This is a genomic window from Paraburkholderia sp. GAS334 (assembly GCF_050436625.1).
Lineage (GTDB): Bacteria > Pseudomonadota > Gammaproteobacteria > Burkholderiales > Burkholderiaceae > Paraburkholderia.
This window is the reverse complement of the sequence record NZ_JBNDMO010000002.1, coordinates 312,033-330,129: the sequence shown is the minus strand read 5'-3', so window position 1 is coordinate 330,129 and position 18,097 is coordinate 312,033. Positions and strand designations below refer to the sequence as shown.

The window sequence follows — 18,097 nt, the reverse complement described above, 5'->3', positions numbered from 1 at the left end:
CGATGAGCTGGCAAAGTGCGCTCGCGTGCTGGTTTCTGCGCAGGCGGTTCCATCCGCAGACCCTGCAACCGACGATCAGCGTCGAACATGCCCGGGCGCTAACCGCGAAACGTGTCTGGTCGCCACGCGTGCCGCGCGGCTGGACACTGCGCGAGCAGTACCGTCCGGACGACACGCCGCTTCGTGGCGAATGGCTCGAACCGCCTGCTTCTTCTCAAGCGGCGGCGCAACGCACCATTCTCTATCTGCACGGTGGTGGCTATTACTTCTGCTCGCCGCGATCGCATCGCTCGCTCGTATTCGAACTTGCCAGGCGCGCCAATGCGCGGACGTTCTCGCTTGAGTACCGCCTGGCACCCGAGCATCGCTTTCCCGCCGCGCTTGATGATGCCCTCGCGGCCTACCGTCGGCTGCTTGTGGATGGCGTGTCAGCCGGATCGATTGTGATTGCCGGAGATTCCGCGGGCGGTGGCCTCGCGCTTGCGACGCTCGTGGCGCTGCGCGACGCCGGCGATCCGCTGCCCGCCGGCGGCATCCTGTTTTCACCATGGACCGATCTCGCAGCAACCGGCGATACGATCCGCACCAATAATGGCCGCGACCCGATGTTCAGCGGCCCCGCCGTCGCGCGCGCGGCGCAGTTCTATCTGGGCGATACGTCCTCGATGCATCCGTACGCGTCGCCGTTGTACGCCGACCTGCACGGTCTGCCGCCGCTCCTCCTGCAGGCTGGCGACACCGAAGTGTTGCTGGACGACACACGACGCGTCGCCGAAAAGGCGCGCGCGGCGGGCGTTCGCGTCGAATGCGAAATCTGGCCGGAGATGCCGCACGCGTGGCAGATCTTCGCGCCGTTTATTCCGGAGGCGTGCAAGGCGCTCGACAACGCGGCCGCCTTCGTCAACGAGGCAACGTCGACGCGTGCGAATCAGCCGTCGAGCGAAACGTCGATCGTCTGATACGTCGCCTCGACGAGCGGCTGTCCGTACTGACGTTCCAGCCGCCGCACGGTGAAATGGCCATGCGCGACCTGCTGGAAATGATCGATGAAGACGGTGTTGATCATCGCGCCCAGCACTGCGCCGATCGCCGGGATCGACTTTGCCGCGATCTGTTCGCTGACCTGCACCGAAAAGCGGGAAGCGATCGTGTTGAGCAGCCGCAGCAAGGCCGCCGAGCCATGCGACGTCATGCCTTTCGTGGCGATCTCCGAGGTCGCCTTCGATACCGACTGCGCCAGCGCGCCGCGCACGATGAAATAGCCGAGATCGGCGTCGTCGTCGGCTTTTGACGTGCCGCCCATGCCGAGCACGGTCAGGCATTGCAACTGCGTGTCGATGTCCGACAGGTCCTCACCTTCACTGCGCGCGACGTCGCAGATCGAACGGAACATCAACGTCGTCGTCACGGGCAGTTCGACCGGTAGCGCAAACAGGCCAAAGGCGCCGCCGGCGGCGCCTGTCGTGGCGACAGCGAACTTGTGAAGCAGATTGCTGGGTTTGTCCGGCGCGGCGAATGGGCCGGTGCCGCCATTGCGTCCGAGCGTGCGCAAGGCGATCTGCAGACACTTGCGCAGCGCGGCCTGGGTGGCTTCCGTCACTTTCTCGCTGGCGATGCCCGGCATGCGCGCAATCAGCTTCTCCAGCGGCGCGCCTACGATGCTCGCCAGCTTCATCGCGAGCGCCGGGCTTTCAAGCTCGTGTTTCGCGCGGCGCAGCGCGTTCAGATCCTCGGTCGACAGTTCCTGTGCGGCGCGGGGAATGGATTCCATGACTCTCCCTGAGTGTGCTGACGATCAGTCCAGCGGCGCGTTTCTGGACGACAGAAGCGCCGGTTCAGCCAGTTTAGAGCCAGCGGACGTGCTATGATTCAATATTCGTTGACCCGTCAACCGTTGCACGATCAAAAAATGGCTGTTCACACCGCTGCTCACCATTCGAGTGGGCAAGTCCTGCCGTTCCGGGAATCGCTGATGGCGATGCTCGGTGTCTCCTTTGTCACGATGCTGGTCGCGCTCGATCAGACCGTAGTCGGCACCGCGCTGCCGACCATCGTCGCCGAACTCAAAGGCTTCGAACTGTACGCGTGGGTCGCGACGTCGTATCTGCTGACGTCGGTGATTACGGTGCCGATCTTCGGGCGTCTCGGCGACTATTACGGGCGCAAGCCGTTCGTGATCGCGTCGATCGTCGTATTCACAGCGGCTTCGGTGCTCTGCGGCATGGCTAACAACATGCTGTTCCTCGTCATCGCGCGCGGATTGCAGGGCATCGGCGGCGGCATGCTGGTCGGCACGGCGTTCGCGTGCATTCCCGATCTCTTTCCCGACTCCGTCGTGCGGCTGCGCTGGCAGGTGCTGATGAGTTCGGCGTTCGGCATCGCAAACGCGGTCGGGCCGTCGCTGGGCGGTTTTCTCACGCAGTACTACGGCTGGCGTTCGGTGTTTTACGTCAATCTGCCGGTGGGGCTGCTATCGCTGTTTTTTGTGTGGCGCTTCCTGCCGCATCTGCGGCACGTCAAGCACGAGACCAGGATGCAACTCGACTGGCCTGGCGCATTGCTGATTGCTGTCGCGCTCGGCTGCCTGCAACTGTTCGTCGAAATGCTGCCGAAGCACGGCATTGGCGGTGCGGCGCCCCTGTTGCTGGCGATCAGTGTCGTGTCCGCGTGGGCGCTGTGGCAGTGGGAAAAGCGCTTCCCGCAGCCGATTCTTCCTGTCGACATGTTCCGCAACCGCAGCCTCGCCGCGCTGTTCACGCTCGCGGTGATGGGCGGCTTCACGATGTTTTCGCTGCTGTTCTATGCGCCGCTGTTGTTTCAGGGCGGCTTTGGGCTGTCGCCGAAGGAAGCGGGGCTCGTCATCACACCGCTCGTCGTGTTCATCACGATCGGCAGCATTGCGAACGGCCGGCTCGTGTCGCGCATGCGCAATCCGAACCTGATGCTGTACATCGGCTTTTCGCTGCTCGCGATTTCGTGTCTTGGCGTGGTCGTCGCGACGCGCGGGATGCCGCACTCGATCCTGATGACATTCATGATTTTCGGCGGCGTGGGTCTCGGCTTTGTGATGCCGAACCTGACGATTTTCGCGCAGCAGACAGCCGGCCGTGAGCATCTCGGTATCGCGACCGCGCTGCTGCAGTCTTTGCGGATGATCGGCGGGATGATTGGCACGGCGCTGACTGGCACGCTCGTCTCCCATATGTATGCGAACGGCGTGCGCAATGCGCTGGAAAGCGATCACGCGACGCAGTGGTTCGTCGATCTCAGCGATCCACAGATCCTGATCAATCACGACGCGCAGTCGACGCTGCTGGGCCAGCTGGCCCACACCGGACACAATGGCGCGCTGCTGCTCGAAGCCGCGCGTGAAGCGCTTGTTTCCGCGATTCACATCGGCCTCGCGGTCGCTGCGGTGATCGCTGTCGCCTCGGTCTGGCAGAGTCGTCGCGTGCCGCCGATCAAGCTTCAACGTCACGTCGAGCCGGTTATCCACGCCGACTGACTTCCCGTCAGCCGCTCTATCGATAAATCATGGAAGAACAGGATCGCATCGCCATCGTTCAGCAGTTCGGACGCACGTACCGTTCGTTCATGTCCGCGTTCGAGGCGCACGTCGGCCATCCGATGCCGCGCTGGCGCATTCTGCTGGCGTTGCACAGTCAGGCGGGCGAGTCGTCGCAGAAGCGGCTGGTCGAGCGTTTGCAGGTCGATCCGGGCGCATTGACGCGACAGCTGAAGACGCTCGAAGGCATGGGCTGGATCGCACGCAGCATGGACGCGCGCGATAACCGCGTGACCAATGTGAAGCTGACCGAAGTGGGGCGCGCGGCGATCGAAGCCAGCATGCCGCGCCGCAATACGTTTCTTCACGAAACGATGGCGGCGCTGCCGGATGACGCGCTCGCGGCGCTGTCGGGCGCGCTCACGATGCTGGAAGCGCGCATCGGTGAAGTGGCCGCGACGTTGCCTGTCGAGCCTGTCTGACGCGCTGCTGATTTCCGTCCTCTGCAAGTAAAAACGCCGACTGTGATGTCGGCGTTTTTACTTGTGCAGCAAGCGAAAGGCGGGACTCAGAAAAACGTCTCGATCACTTCAGTCACGCGATACGACGGATCGACGACCAGCAACTGACGCCACTTGTCGAACGTCAGGCACGGATGCGAGATGTCGAACGCGATCATGTCGCCGACCTTGATGTCGGCGTTCATGGGGATCCGCAGATACGCGTGCTGGTCCATCAGACCGAAGATTTCCCACTTTTCATCTTTCGCGATATTGCGCGGCGCTTTGGTGCCCGGACGATAGTGCTTTGCTGGCTCCGGCATGCCCGCGTCGAACGCGGAATCACGCTTGCCGAGACCGATGATCGCGCGATCCGGCTCGGGAATCGACTGCACGTACGCCCACAGTTGCAGCGCCGGCAGCAGGCCTTCGCCCATCTTCTTCGCGACCGGATTGCGCGCGAAGATGTCGTTCTGCGCCTTCTTGTAGATGCCGACGTCGTGCGTCAGATAGCAGCCTGGACGCAGCACGATTTCGATCTGCCCTTCGGCCGATGCTTTCGCGAATTCTTCCGCGACCACGTCATACCAGGCCGAACCCGCGCCCGACAGGATCGCCGGCGAGCGTGCAAAACGGCCTTCGCTCGAGAGCGTGCGCGTGATGTCGACCGCGTTGCGCAGAAACTCGCGGACCTGACCTTCTTCCTGCAACACGCCTTCATACAGCTCGACGCCGGCGAGCTTCAGCGAATCCGGATAGCGTGCGATCGCTTCGAGGACCGCATTGCGCTGCCCGACGCTACGCACCCCAGTGCGTCCGCCCGGCACGCCGAGTTCGAGCAGCACCTGCAACTGCTTGCGCACCGATCCGAAGAACTTGCCGAGCTGGTCGACGCCGTCCGCCGAATCGACGATGCAGAAAAATTCGAATTCCGGATCGCTCAGCAGTTCCGCGATCATCATCATGTTGCGACGGCCGACCAGCTGGTTCGCCATCAGCACGCGCTGTACGCCGCCGTGATACGCGGCGCGCACCTGATGCGCGGTGGCGAGCGTAATGCCCCACGCGCCGGTTTCCAGCTGGCGACGGAAGAGTTGCGGCGCCATCGTCGTCTTGCCGTGCGGCGCGAGCTTGACGCCATATTCCGCGACAAAAGCCTGCATCCACTTCAGGTTGTGCTCGATACGATCCGCGTACAGCACGGCAGCCGGCAGGCTGACGTCTTCGTCCAGCAGATTCCACTCAAGGCGTGCGGTGTCCGTCAGCTGGATACTGGTGCCCGGAACCATGCCCAAGCCCTTGCTATAAGGATCAATCGTCGCGCCCTGATAGTTTGTAACTTTCATGTACTCCTGCTCCATCGTCCGGTTAAATTGAACCAAAGTTGACAGCCATATCTTAACGAAAGTAGCATGGATCCAGAAATGTTATTTAGTACCATGCCGGTTTCGCGAGCGACAAATATGTTATGTCGCACGATACCCCTTGCCGTGCTGCGTTCCCACCGTTTTCCATGAATTCGACTGCTGAGCCGCTTACTTTCGACATTGTCGCTCGCATCGCCGAGAGCGCGCCCGAGTTGCGCCCGGCCGAGCGCAAGGTCGCCGCGCTGATTCTCGACGATCTGACCGGCGCGGCGCGCGCGAGCATTGGCGCGCTCGCGCAGCAGGCGGGCGTCAGTATCGCGACAGTCACGCGTTTTGCAAAGGCCGTCGGTTGCCGCGACGTGCGCGAACTGAAGCTGCGGCTCGCGCAGGCCGCCGCCGTCGGACAGCGCTTCCTGCAGGCGAACTCGGCTGCTGATGCGCCCGAGCCGCTTGCTACGCGTGTCTTCGACGAATTACAGACCGCGCTTGCCCATAACCACCAGTTGCTGCGTCAGGCGCCGCTCGCGGACGCCGCGGCCGTGCTGCGCGGCGCGCGGATGATCTACGTGTTCGGCATGGGCGGCGGCTCGACAGCGCTCGCCGACGAAATGCGTTTCCGGCTCGTGCGACTGGGTCGTCCGGTGGCGACGTATCAGGACGGTTTGCTGCAGCGCATGGTGGCGAGCACCGTTTCGCGCGATTGCGTGGTGATCGCGCTGTCGACGACGGGCCGCGTGCCGGAGATGGTCGAAAACTGCCGGATCGCGCGCGATTACGGCGCGACGCTGATCGCGCTGACCGCCCCTGCGTCGCCGCTGGCGAAGCTGGCTGACTGGGTGATTCCGATCGTCGCGTTTGAAACTGATTTCATCTACAAGCCGTCGTCGTCGCGTTACGCGATGATGATGGCGCTGGACGTGCTTGTGACCGAGCTGGCCGTCAGCCTCGGCGACGAGAGTCGCGAGTTGCTGCGTCGCATGAAACACGCGCTCGACGCCCATCGCGGCGGCGGCGAACGACAACCGCTAGGAGATTAATCCATGCATTCGCATCCTGAAGCCGCCGATACGCTGATTGTCGGCGCGCAGCTTTACGACGGCACGGGCGCGCCGCCGGTCGAGCGCGACGTCGCGGTGCGCGACGGCAAGATTGTCGCGATTGGCAACCTGTCGAACTGGCTCGCCGAAGAACTGATCGAGGCGAACGGCCGCGCGCTCGCGCCGGGCTTCATCGACGTCCACACGCATGACGACACGCACGTGATCCGCTCACCGCAGATGCTGCCGAAGATCACGCAGGGCGTGACGACGGTGATCGTCGGCAATTGCGGGATCAGTGCTTCGCCGGTCGCGCTGAAGGGCGATCCGCCGGATCCGATGAATCTGCTCGGCGAGCGCGAAGCGTTCAAATACCCGACGTTCGCCGCGTATGTCGAGGCGGTGAACGCGGCGCGGCCGGCCGTGAACGTGGGCGCGCTGATCGGCCATACGGCGTTGCGTAACAACCAGATGGACCGGCTGGATCGCGCGGCGACGGCGCAGGAAATCGAAGGCATGGTCGCGCAGCTGGAAGAGGCGCTGGCGCACGGCGCGCTTGGGTTGAGCAGCGGCCTTGCGTATGGCTCGGCGTTTTCCGCGCCGACCGAAGAAGTGATGGCGCTGGCCGAGCCACTCGCCGCGGCGGGCGCGTTGTACACGACGCACATGCGCACCGAGTTCGACGCGATCCTCGATGCGATGGACGAGGCATATAAGGTCGGTCGCCATGCGCGGGTGCCGGTGATCATTTCGCATCTGAAGTGTGCGGGGCCGTCGAACTGGGGGCGCAGCACGGAGGTGCTGAAGTCGCTGGAGGGCGCGCGCCGGTTGCAGCCGATCGGCTGCGATTGCTATCCATACAACCGCAGCTCGTCGACGCTGGATCTGAAGCAGGTGACGGGCGATATCGACATCACGATCACGTGGTCGGAGCCGCATCCGGAGATGGCGGGCAAGCTCGTGAAGGACATCGCGGCCGAGTGGGGCGTGACGCAGCAGGAAGCGGGCAAACGGCTGCGGCCGGCGGGCGCGGTGTATCACAACATGTCGGAGGACGACGTGCGGCGGATCCTGTCGCATCCGGCGACGATGGTGGGCTCGGATGGTTTGCCGAACGATCCGCTGCCGCATCCGCGGTTGTGGGGCGCGTTTCCGCGTGTGCTCGGACATTACGCGCGCGATACCGGTCTGATTCCGCTGGAAGAGGCGGTGCGGAAGATGACGAGCCTGTCTGCGGGCCGCTTTGGTTTGACGCAGCGTGGCGAGGTGCATGTGGGGTATCACGCTGACCTCGTGCTGTTCGACCCGGCGCGGGTGCGTGATGCGGCGACATTTGAGAAGCCGCAACAGGCTGCTGATGGCATCGATGCGGTGTGGGTGAACGGCGTGTTGTCGTATCGCGATGGGCAGCCGACCGGTGAGCGGGCAGGGCATTTTGTTGCGCGCGGCGCAGCGTCGAAAGGGGATGCGCAGGGCGCGTTCTGATTATCTGGATTTTTGCGTTGTTTATTAACTTTTGCGGTGTGCCTGTTCTATCTGGCGTCGCCGGTTTTTGATTGAGGAGTGGTGTGATGAAGCGTTATGGCGTGGAAGGTGGAAAGGGTACCGGCGGGCAGCATATGCCTTTTGCTCGCGCGGTCGAAGCGGACGGCTGGCTGTTCGTGTCCGGCCAGACGCCGATGGAGAATGGCGAAGTGATCAATGGCGGGATCGTCGAGCAATCGCACAAGGCGATTCAGAACGTTTTTGCCATTCTTAAAGAAGCTGGGTATGGGGCCGAGCACGTTGTTCGCTGCGGTGTATGGCTTGATGATCCGCGCGATTTTGCTTCGTTCAACAAGGTGTTTCGGGAGTATTTTGGGGAGAATCCTCCGGCTCGGGCGTGTGTCGTTTCCAGTATGGTGATTGATTGTCGGGTTGAAGTGGATTGTGTCGCTTATAAGGCGCCTGGCGGCTAGGGTTTTTTGTTGGGCCGGTTTTTTGTTGGGCTTTCCCTTGGGCGCTTCTTTCGATGCGTTTGGGTTTTTGTTGGCCTTTCCTTGTAGCCATGTCGGTCTATTGGCGTCGCCCCTGTGCGGGGCGGCACCTACTTTTCTTTGTCCTTGCCAAAGAAAAGTAGGCAAAAGAAAGGCGCCGAAAACTCGTCCGTTCCGGGTTGTGTCGCTGCCGGGGAATGGCACCCCATGAAGTGTCACCCCCCGCACAGAAACGCTATAGGTCCGCGCACGAGAACGTCTCCCGCACAGCACCGCCCGTGACAAGGCATTCATCCACCCCACTCCGCACTGCGTGCGTCGCGGACGGATTCGCCAGACGGCGGCATGGTTGCGTTAGCTCACTGCGCCGCACGCGCGCAGCACGGCGCAGCAATGACGGCGCAAGCCGTCGGCGGCGGAATCGGTCAGGACGGCACGTACGCAAGCGCCCACGCGGAAGCTATGCCGTCGGTGATGTGATGTGACGGTTATGCCATTCGGCGACGCAACGCGGAGCCGGGTGGATGAGCCCTTTGTCACGAAGTGTGCTGTGCGGGGGATCCGATCGTGCGCGGGCCGATGCCGGGTAAAATGTCGGGGCGACACTTCATGGGGTGCCATTCCCCGGTGATGACGCACCAGGAAGCGAAGAGTTTTCGGCGCCTTTCTTTTGCCTACTTTTCTTTGGCAAGGACAAAGAAAAGTAGGTGCCGCCCCGCACAGGGGGCGACGCCAATAGACCGACTTGAATACAAGGGAAGGCCAACAAAGACCCCAAAACGCGCCGCAAGAAGCGCCTGTGGGCAAGTAGGTGCCGCCCCGCACAGGGGCGACGCCAATAGACCGACATGGCTACAAGGAAAGGCCAACAAAACCAGAACAACAAGAAAACCAGAACAACAACAAATCCAGAACAACAAAAAAACCAAAAAACCTCACTGCCGCGCGGTGCGCAAATTATCCGGCATAGGCAGATTAAAGTTAGTCCGGAACGGATTGATATCGAGCCCACCGCGGCGGGTATACCGCGCATAAACAGCGAGCTTCACAGGCCGGCAGGCCCTAAGTACATCGATAAAGATCCGCTCAACGCATTGCTCATGAAACCCGGTGTGATTGCGATACGAAATGATGTATCGCAACAACCCTGCATGATCGATCTGCGGACCAACATAATGAATCTGGATGCTGCCCCAATCCGGCTGCCCGGTCACAGGGCAATTCGACTTCAGCAGATTGGAGAACAAGGTCTCCTCTACCGGAGCCTCGTCTAAAGCAGCAGTCAAAAACGAAGGCTCAGGGTGGTACACAGACGTATCAAGATCGAGCCGATCCAGCGACAACCCCTCAAACTCCTCAAGCGCGAGCTTGCCAAACTCAGCGGGCGGCGCGAGGTGCAACGAAACCGAAGCGCCAGTTGCAGCTGAAACATCCCGCTTGATCGTCTCCCGCACGACATCGATCGACTCAAACGTCGTATGCGCAAACGACCCCAGATACAGCTTGAACGACTTCGACTCGACAATATTCGGCGAATCCGCCGGAATAAAGAACGTCGCCACCGCGATCTGCGGCTTGCCACGCGCGTTCAGCCACGAAAGCTCGTACGCATTCCAGATGTCCGTGCCAAAGAACGGCAACCGTGCGCCAATGCCGATCGCCTCGCGCGCAGCACTGCGTGCGATCGGAAAGAGCAGCGACGCGTCGTACTGTTCCGTATAGGAAGAAGGTTTGCCAAGCGGCGATTGTTCAGGTGTCATGATGCGTTCACGATGCCACTCACGACGTGCCCCGTTGCCGTAACGACACGGGCCGATTCGCAGTGGCGAATTTGGTCGTCGAAGAAAAAGTCCGGTTCGAACTCGCGCAGGAATTCACCTTTGTCGAGCCCACCGAGGAACATCGCTTCGTCGATTTCGATGTTCCACTGCATGAGCGTCCGGATCGCGCGCTCATGCGCCGGCGCCGATCGCGCCGTCACCAGCGCCGTGCGGATGCGCATCGGCGCGGTCTGCGTCGGCGCGGCTTCGTCCGCCAGTTTCTGCAACCGGTGCAGCGCGCCCAGCAGCGGCTTCAGCGGACCGTCCGCCAGCGGCAGATCTTTCTTGTCGGTCTCGTGACCGACAAATGCGCCCAGCCCATCCTTCTGGAACACGCGCTCTGCTTCGTCGGAAAACAGCACGGCGTCGCCGTCAAAAGCAATGCGAATCTCGTCCGGATGCCTGCTCGCCATTTTCGCCGATTCTGGCAATACGCGTGCAGCCGGGAATCCGGCAGCCAGCGCGTCGCGCACGTCGTCCTGATTGGCCGACAGAAACAGCGATGCATTCAGCGGCTTCAGATAGCTGAACGGCGCCCGCCCGCGTGTGAATACGCCGCGCTCGATCGCCAGGCCATGCTCGCGGCATGAGCTGAACGCACGTAGCCCGCTGATCGGATCGCTGCGCGACAGGATCACTACTTCGACACGATGCGCGCCCGCGTTCAGCGCCAGCAGCTTGCGAATCAGCGGAAACGCGACGCCGGGCCGCGCCGGCACGTTCAGGCGTTCGCGCTGCAATGCTTCATACGCCTGCAGGTCGCCCGCCTCGTAGACACGGTTCTCTTCCTCGAAGTCGAACAGCGCCCGCGATGAAATCGCCACGACCAGCTTGTCTTCGAGCGAAAAAGCCATATGCGTCGACGTCCGCCGCCGTCAGGAAAGGAACAGCTTGTAAACCGGATTCGCGCTTTCTTCCCAGTACGGATAGCCCAGCGACGCGAGGAAGCGCGCGAATTCGCCGTCTTCCGCGCCCGGCACCTGGATGCCGACGAGAATCGAGCTGTAATCGGCGCCCTGATTCCGGTAATGGAACAGGCTGATATTCCAGTTCGGTGCCATCGATGATAAAAACTTCATCAACGCGCCCGGCCGCTCCGGAAACTCGAAGCGGAACAGGCGTTCGTCGTGCGCGAGCGGCGAGCGGCCGCCCACCATATAGCGGATGTGCTGCTTCGACAATTCGTCGTTGGTCAGGTCGACAGTGGCGAAATTGTGTCCCTCGAACGCCTTCGCGATCTCGGCCGATTCGCCGCGGTTTTTGATCTGCACGCCGACGAAGATGTGCGCCGATTTTGCGTCGGCGATCCGGTAGTTGAACTCGGTGACGCTACGCGTGCCCACCAGTTCGCAGAAGCGTTTGAAGCTGCCACGCTCTTCCGGAATCGTCACGGCGAACACCGCTTCACGCGCTTCACCCACTTCGGCGCGTTCCGCCACAAAACGCATCCGGTCGAAGTTCATGTTCGCGCCGGACGTGACTGCGATCAGCGTCTGGTTCTCGATGCCTTCGCGTTCCGTGTACTGCTTCGCGCCCGCCACGGCGAGCGCGCCCGCTGGTTCGAGCACGCTGCGCGTATCCTGGAAGACGTCCTTGATCGCCGCGCACAGCGCGTCGGTGTTCACGACGAGGACGTCGTCGAGATATTCCTTGCACAGGCGGAAGGTTTCCTCGCCGACCAGCTTGACGGCCGTGCCGTCCGAAAACAGACCGACCTCGTTCAGCGTGACACGCTCGCCCGCCTTCAGCGACTGCGCCATCGCGCACGAATCTTCGGTCTGCACGCCGATGACCTTGATCTCCGGCCTCACGGCCTTGACGTACGCCGCGACGCCCGCCGCAAATCCGCCCCCGCCGATCGGCACGAAGATCGCGTGAATCGGGCCCTGATGCTGACGCAGAATTTCCATCGCGACCGTACCCTGGCCGGCGATCACGTAAGGATCGTCGAACGGATGAACGAACGTCAGGCCGCGCTCTTCCTGCAGTCTGGTGGCGTGCCCGTAGGCGTCGCTAAACGATTCACCGAACTGCACGACTTCGACTGTCGGGCCGCCGTGGGCGCGCACCGCATCGACCTTGACCTGCGGCGTCGTAACGGGCACCACGATGATCGCCTTCACGCCAAGCCGCGCCGCCGACAGCGCCACGCCCTGCGCATGATTACCCGCCGACGCGGTAATCACGCCACGTTCCAGCGCGTCCGCCGGCAGGTTCACCATCTTGTTGTACGCGCCGCGCAGCTTGAACGAGAAAACCGGCTGGTTATCCTCACGCTTCAGATAAATCGGGTTGCGCAGCCGTGCCGACAGATTCGGCGCACGTTCGAGCTCGGTCTCGCGGGCGACGTCGTAGACGCGCGCGGTCAGGGTTTTCTTCAGATAGTCGTGGGAAGCCATGCGGGTGGCGCGCGATGCGCTTTACGGGACGGGAAAGGGTCAATAATAGCGCCAACCGCCCTCCGGCTGGCCACACGCACCCCAGCATCAGCCATTCGGCTGCCCCTTCGCAGCCTTCTCCCACCTCCGGCGCGCACCCCGATCATGCGTTAGAATCCCATTTTGGAACAAGGATCGGAAGATGCACTGGCAGCCCCGGATCGACCATTTGATGCCCGCACCGCGTGAGTCCCGTCCCGCGGCGCAGCGGCACGTCCGGCATGCACGATCGTGTAGCTGCTAGGCGCATGAAGACGCCGATGTGAGTCGCCATCGGCGGGCTTCGCTCCACAGAAAAGATTTCCAGAATTGCGCCCCACGCGCACTGTCAGCTTGCCCCTTCATCTGGAGCGGGCGTTGCTGACCCACCGAGTCGTCCGAATATGAACGCACCTCAAGTTTTCGATCCGCACGGCGCCGCTGCCGCGGTAGCCGTCGACCTCGAACCGCGCCTGCGCGAAATTCCCTATAACTACACGTCGTTTTCTGATCGCGAAATCGTCATCCGGCTGCTCGGCGACGATGCGTGGGCCGCGCTCGCCGAACTGCGCGCCGAACGCCGTACCGGCCGCTCGGCGCGGATGCTGTACGAAGTGCTCGGCGATATCTGGGTCGTGCGCCGCAATCCGTATCTGCAGGACGACCTGCTCGACAACCCGAAGCGCCGCGCGCTGCTGATCGAGGCGCTGAACCACCGTCTTACCGAGATCGAGAAGCGTCGTAGAGCCGACCTGATCGAGCACAGCGACGAAGCAGGCGTCGACCGCGCCGCGCGCGTCGAAACGCTGGTCGGCGCCGCGCGCCGTGCCGTCGCCGATTTCGCGAGCGAGTTCGAGAAAACCGCCGACCTGCGCAAACGCGCGACCAAAGTCCTCGGTCGTCAGACGCAGAAGGACAACATCCGCTTCGACGGCCTGTCACGCGTCTCGCACGTCACTGACGCAACCGACTGGCGCGTCGAATACCCCTTCGTCGTCCTGACGCCGGATACCGAAGCCGAAATCGCCGGCCTGATCAAGGCGTGCTTCGAACTCGGACTGACCGTGATCCCGCGCGGAGGCGGCACGGGCTACACGGGCGGCGCGGTGCCGCTCACACCGTTCTCGGCCGTCATTAACACTGAAAAGCTCGAAGAACTCGGCGCGGTCGAGATGACCGAACTGCCGGGTCTCGATCGCCGGGTCGCGACTATCTTCTCGGGCGCGGGCGTCGTTACGCGTCGTGTAACCGAAGCGGCCGAGCAGGCCGGCTTTGTGTTCGCGGTCGATCCGACGTCGCTCGACGCATCGTGCATCGGCGGCAACGTCGCGATGAACGCGGGCGGCAAGAAGGCCGTGCTGTGGGGCACCGCGCTCGATAACCTCGCCTGGTGGCGCATGGTCGACCCGGAAGGGAACTGGCTCGAAGTCACGCGCCTCGACCACAACATGGGCAAGATCCATGACATCGCGGTAGCGCGCTTCGAACTGAAGTGGTTCGACGGTGAGTACGCGCCGGGCGAAAAGCTGCTGCGCACGGAATCGCTCAACATTGAAGGCAAGCGCTTCCGCAAGGAAGGCCTCGGCAAGGACGTCACCGATAAATTCCTCGCGGGCCTGCCCGGCATCCAGAAGGAAGGCTGTGACGGTCTGATCACGTCGGCGCGCTGGGTGCTGCACAAGATGCCCGCGAATACGCGCACCGTCTGCCTTGAATTCTTCGGCCAGGCGCGCGAGGCGATTCCGAGCATCGTCGAGATCAAGGATTACCTGTTCGAAACGTCGAAGAAGGGCGGCGCGATTCTCGCGGGCCTGGAACATCTCGACGAGCGCTATCTGCGCGCCGTCGGTTATGCGACCAAGTCGAAGCGCAATGCGTTTCCGAAGATGGTGCTGATCGGCGACATCGTCGGTGACGATGCGGATGCCGTCGCGCACGCCACGTCGGAAGTCGTGCGGATGGCGAACGGCAAGAGCGGTGAAGGCTTCGTCGCGGTCAGCGCCGAGGCGCGCAAGCGCTTCTGGCTCGACCGCAGCCGCACCGCTGCGATCGCGAGACACACGAACGCGTTCAAGATCAACGAAGACGTCGTGATTCCGCTCAATCGCATGGGCGAGTACACGGACGGCATCGAGCGCATCAACATCGAGCTGTCGATCAAGAACAAGCTGCAACTGGTCGATGCGCTCGAAGCGTTCTTCAAGGCCGGCAAGCTGCCGCTCGGCAAGAGCGATGACGCGAACGAAATCCCGAGCGCCGAACTGCTCGAAGACCGCGTGCAACAGGCGCTGGATCTGCTGAAGCACGTGCGCACGCGCTGGGAATTCCTGCGCGACAAGCTGGATCTGTCGCTGCGTGAGGCGCAGCACTATCTGGTGCAGCTCGGCTACGAAGGTCTCGCGGAGAAATTCGCGGACCGCGTCGACGCGCAACCGGAAGCCACCGTTTTCCACGTAACGCAGGACCGCACGGTACGCGTGTCGTGGAAGGCGGAGATTCGCGCTGAACTGCGCCAGATCTTCGCGGGCGGTGAGTTCAAGCCGATCCTCGACGAAGCGCAGGCAATCCACAAGCAGGTGCTGCGCGGCCGCGTGTTCGTCGCGCTCCACATGCACGCGGGCGACGGCAATGTTCACACGAACATCCCGGTCAACTCGGATAACTACGAGATGCTGCAGGACGCCCACACGGCGGTCGCGCGCATCATGAAGCTCGCGCGTTCGCTTGATGGCGTGATTTCCGGCGAGCACGGCATTGGCATTACGAAGCTCGAATTCCTGACCGAAGACGAAATCGGTGAATTCCGCGCGTATAAGCAGCGCGTCGACCCGCATGGCCGCTTCAACGCGGGCAAGCTGCTGCCGGGCGCCGATCTGCGCAACGCATACACGCCGAGCTTTGGCCTGATGGGCTACGAATCGCTGATCATGCAGCAGTCCGATATTGGCGCGATCGCCGATTCGATCAAGGACTGCCTGCGCTGCGGCAAGTGCAAGCCGGTGTGCGCGACGCACGTGCCGCGCGCGAATCTGCTGTACAGCCCGCGCAACAAGATTCTCGCCACTTCCTTGCTGGTCGAGGCGTTCCTGTACGAAGAGCAGACCCGCCGCGGCGTGTCGATCAAGCACTGGGACGAGTTCAACGACGTCGCCGATCACTGCACGGTGTGTCACAAGTGCGTGACGCCGTGTCCGGTGAAGATCGACTTCGGCGACGTGACGATGAACATGCGCAACCTGCTGCGCAAGATGGGCAAGAAGAAGTTCAATCCGGGCAACGCAGCCGGCATGTTCTTCCTCAACGCGACGAATCCGCAGACCATCAACCTCGCGCGTACCGCGATGATGGGCATCGGTTACAAGGCGCAGCGCCTCGGCAACGACGTGCTGAAGAAGTTCGCGAAGAAGCAGACGGCGCATCCGCCGGCGACGGTCGGCAAGCCGCCGGTCACGCAGCAGGTGATCCACTTCATGAACAAGAAGATGCCGGGCAATCTGCCGAAGAAAACGGCGCGCGCGCTGCTCGACATCGAAGACAACAAGATCGTGCCGATCATCCGTAATCCGAAGACGACTACGGCCGATTCGGAAGCGGTGTTCTACTTCCCGGGCTGTGGCTCGGAGCGGCTGTTCTCGCAGGTCGGCCTGGCCACGCAGGCGATGCTGTGGGAAGCGGGCGTGCAGACGGTGCTGCCGCCGGGTTATCTGTGTTGCGGCTATCCGCAGCGCGGCTCGGGTCAGTACGACAAGGCCGAGAAGATCGTCACGGATAACCGCGTGCTGTTCCACCGCGTCGCGAACACGCTGAACTACCTCGACATCAAGACGGTCGTGGTGTCGTGCGGCACGTGTTACGACCAGCTGGCCGGCTATGAATTCGAGAAGATTTTCCCGGGCTGCCGGATCATCGACATTCACGAATTCCTGCTCGAAAAGGGCATCAAGCTGGAAGGCGTGACCGGCACGCGCTACATGTATCACGACCCGTGTCACACGCCGATCAAGACGATGGACCCGGTGAAGCTCGTGAACGAGTTGATGGGTTCTGAACACGACGGCTACACGATCGAGAAGAACGATCGTTGCTGCGGTGAATCGGGCACGCTCGCGGTGACGCGTCCGGATATCTCGACGCAGGTCCGCTTCCGCAAGGAAGAGGAAATGCGCAAGGGCGCGGCGAAGCTGCGCGGCATTCCGCTGGTTGGTGAAGCGGGCGCGAACGCGATCAATCCGGCGAATGCGTCGGCGGGCGCCGCGGGTGCGGCTGAAGGTTCAGTGCTGAAGGCAGGCAACGGCCCGCAGCCGGGCAACGTGCCCGACATCAAGATCCTGACGAGCTGCCCGTCATGCCTGCAGGGCCTGTCGCGCTACAACGAAGACTCGGGCACTGAAGCGGATTACATCGTCGTCGAAATGGCGCGTCACGTGCTGGGCGAAAACTGGATGGCTGATTACGTGCAACGTGCGAACAATGGCGGAATCGAGCGCGTGCTGGTCTAATGACACGGCTGACATATCCGTTCGGGGAAGATGATGGAGTGTGTATTTTGCCGTGAGGAAGGCGGCGATGTGCTGTGGCAGAACGATACGCTGCGTGTCGTTCTCGCCGACGAACACGATTACCCGGGCTTTTGCCGGGTGATCTGGAACGCGCATATCGCCGAGTTTTCCGATCTGTCTGACGATGAGCGCGATCGCGTGATGCGGGCTGTTTACGCTGTCGAGCGCGCGATGAGACGTGTGATGCAACCCGTGAAGGTGAATCTCGCGAGTCTCGGCAACCAGGTGCCGCACGTGCACTGGCATGTGATTCCGCGTTTTTCAAACGACGCGCATTTTCCGCTGCCGATCTGGGCGCCGCGCCAGCGTACGGTGTCGGAGGCGCTGCTGTCGTCGCGCCGCGCACAGGCCACGCTGCTGCGCGAAGCGGTGCGCAACGAAATCGAACAAGCTCTCGCCTGAGGTCATCATGAGCGGACTGACTCCCGATACACCGGTTCCGACCGGCGTCGTCGTTCACGCGAAATCGCGCGTGCTCGAACTCCAGTACGGCGACGGCAAGAGCTACCGCGTACCGTTCGAACTCCTGCGAGTGTTTTCGCCGTCGGCGGAAGTGCGTGGCCACGGCCCGGGCCAGGAGACGCTGCAGACCGGCAAGCGCGACGTGTCGATCGTATCGATCGAAGGCGTCGGTAATTACGCGTTGCAGCCCACGTTCTCGGACGGGCACTCGACCGGGCTCTATTCGTGGGACCTGCTGTACGACATCGCGATCCGTCAGGACGAACTGTGGCGCGAGTACTTCGGCAAACTCGCAGCGGCGGGCGTCGACCGCGACGCACCGATGGCCGCTGCCGGTGCTGCGCACGGCCACGGGCACGGACATTGCCACTAATTGTGTCATCCGCTGGTACGATGCGGCCTGCGCGCCAGGTATTGCGGCGCAACATTCCAGAATACGCGAAAGGACAAGCGC

14 protein-coding genes are annotated in these 18,097 nt (G+C 62.4%); 9 read left to right on the top strand and 5 right to left on the bottom strand.

Annotation, left to right across the window (positions count from 1 at the left end; genetic code table 11):
• The first annotated feature begins 2 nt into the window (after positions 1–2).
• Entirely contained in the window at positions 3–959 is a 957-nt protein-coding gene (locus tag P3T21_RS04845; protein WP_429254792.1) for an alpha/beta hydrolase, read from the top strand.
• Here P3T21_RS04845 and P3T21_RS04840 read toward each other — a convergent pair.
• Positions 929–1,771 carry an EcsC family protein gene (locus P3T21_RS04840; RefSeq protein ID WP_429254791.1) on the bottom strand — a complete coding sequence of 281 codons (843 nt, stop codon included), beginning with the start codon at positions 1,769–1,771 and terminating at the stop codon, positions 929–931. The two genes, P3T21_RS04845 and P3T21_RS04840, sit on opposite strands and share 31 nt — an antisense overlap.
• Positions 1,772–1,909: 138 nt before the next feature.
• On the opposite strand from P3T21_RS04840, the gene P3T21_RS04835 reads away from it, so the two are divergent.
• Together P3T21_RS04835 and P3T21_RS04830 are read left to right on the top strand one after the other, a co-directional pair.
• A complete protein-coding gene (locus P3T21_RS04835) occupies positions 1,910–3,505 on the top strand; it encodes an MDR family MFS transporter (protein ID WP_429254790.1) in 1,596 nt (531 codons plus the stop codon).
• A gap of 29 nt (positions 3,506–3,534) precedes the next feature.
• Positions 3,535–3,987, top strand: coding sequence for a MarR family transcriptional regulator (locus P3T21_RS04830; RefSeq protein WP_429254789.1), 453 nt, complete (start codon positions 3,535–3,537; stop codon positions 3,985–3,987).
• Positions 3,988–4,073: 86 nt separating this feature from the next.
• On the opposite strand, the gene P3T21_RS04825 is transcribed toward P3T21_RS04830, so the two are convergent.
• Positions 4,074–5,351, bottom strand: a complete 1,278-nt coding sequence (locus tag P3T21_RS04825) for an amino acid deaminase (protein ID WP_429254788.1) — start codon at positions 5,349–5,351, stop codon at positions 4,074–4,076.
• Positions 5,352–5,518: 167 nt separating this feature from the next.
• Between P3T21_RS04825 and P3T21_RS04820 the strand changes: the two genes are divergently transcribed.
• The 3 genes from P3T21_RS04820 to P3T21_RS04810 all read left to right on the top strand — a co-directional run bounded on the left by P3T21_RS04820 (position 5,519) and on the right by P3T21_RS04810 (position 8,367).
• Positions 5,519–6,409 (top strand): MurR/RpiR family transcriptional regulator, encoded by an 891-nt coding sequence (locus P3T21_RS04820; RefSeq protein ID WP_429254787.1) that lies wholly within the window; start codon positions 5,519–5,521, stop codon positions 6,407–6,409.
• Between the two features lie 3 nt (positions 6,410–6,412).
• Positions 6,413–7,894, top strand: a complete 1,482-nt coding sequence (locus P3T21_RS04815; protein WP_429254786.1) for an N-acyl-D-amino-acid deacylase family protein — start codon at positions 6,413–6,415, stop codon at positions 7,892–7,894.
• Between the two features lie 86 nt (positions 7,895–7,980).
• Positions 7,981–8,367, top strand: coding sequence for a RidA family protein (locus P3T21_RS04810; protein ID WP_090527857.1), 387 nt, complete (start codon positions 7,981–7,983; stop codon positions 8,365–8,367).
• 953 nt (positions 8,368–9,320) lie between these two features.
• Here the strand turns inward: P3T21_RS04810 and queF are convergent.
• Genes queF through ilvA form a run of 3 tightly spaced genes read right to left on the bottom strand, consistent with a single transcriptional unit; the run spans position 9,321 to position 12,604 of the window.
• Entirely contained in the window at positions 9,321–10,145 is an 825-nt protein-coding gene (gene queF, locus P3T21_RS04805; RefSeq protein WP_429254785.1) for an NADPH-dependent 7-cyano-7-deazaguanine reductase QueF, read from the bottom strand.
• Positions 10,142–11,059 carry a 5'-nucleotidase gene (locus P3T21_RS04800; RefSeq protein WP_429254784.1) on the bottom strand — a complete coding sequence of 306 codons (918 nt, stop codon included), beginning with the start codon at positions 11,057–11,059 and terminating at the stop codon, positions 10,142–10,144. The genes queF and P3T21_RS04800 overlap by 4 nt, the downstream gene beginning before the upstream one ends.
• A gap of 21 nt (positions 11,060–11,080) precedes the next feature.
• Positions 11,081–12,604: a threonine ammonia-lyase, biosynthetic gene (ilvA, locus tag P3T21_RS04795; protein ID WP_429254783.1), complete on the bottom strand. Its 1,524-nt coding sequence runs from the start codon at positions 12,602–12,604 to the stop codon at positions 11,081–11,083.
• A gap of 422 nt (positions 12,605–13,026) precedes the next feature.
• Between ilvA and P3T21_RS04790 the strand changes: the two genes are divergently transcribed.
• Genes P3T21_RS04790 through P3T21_RS04780 form a run of 3 tightly spaced genes read left to right on the top strand, consistent with a single transcriptional unit; the run spans position 13,027 to position 18,016 of the window.
• Complete coding sequence (locus tag P3T21_RS04790; protein ID WP_429254782.1) at positions 13,027–17,121, top strand: DUF3683 domain-containing protein; 4,095 nt, start codon at positions 13,027–13,029, stop codon at positions 17,119–17,121.
• A gap of 33 nt (positions 17,122–17,154) precedes the next feature.
• Complete coding sequence (locus tag P3T21_RS04785) at positions 17,155–17,583, top strand: HIT family protein (RefSeq protein ID WP_429254781.1); 429 nt, start codon at positions 17,155–17,157, stop codon at positions 17,581–17,583.
• Between the two features lie 7 nt (positions 17,584–17,590).
• Positions 17,591–18,016: a gamma-butyrobetaine hydroxylase-like domain-containing protein gene (locus tag P3T21_RS04780; protein WP_429254780.1), complete on the top strand. Its 426-nt coding sequence runs from the start codon at positions 17,591–17,593 to the stop codon at positions 18,014–18,016.
• Positions 18,017–18,097: the final 81 nt, after the last annotated feature.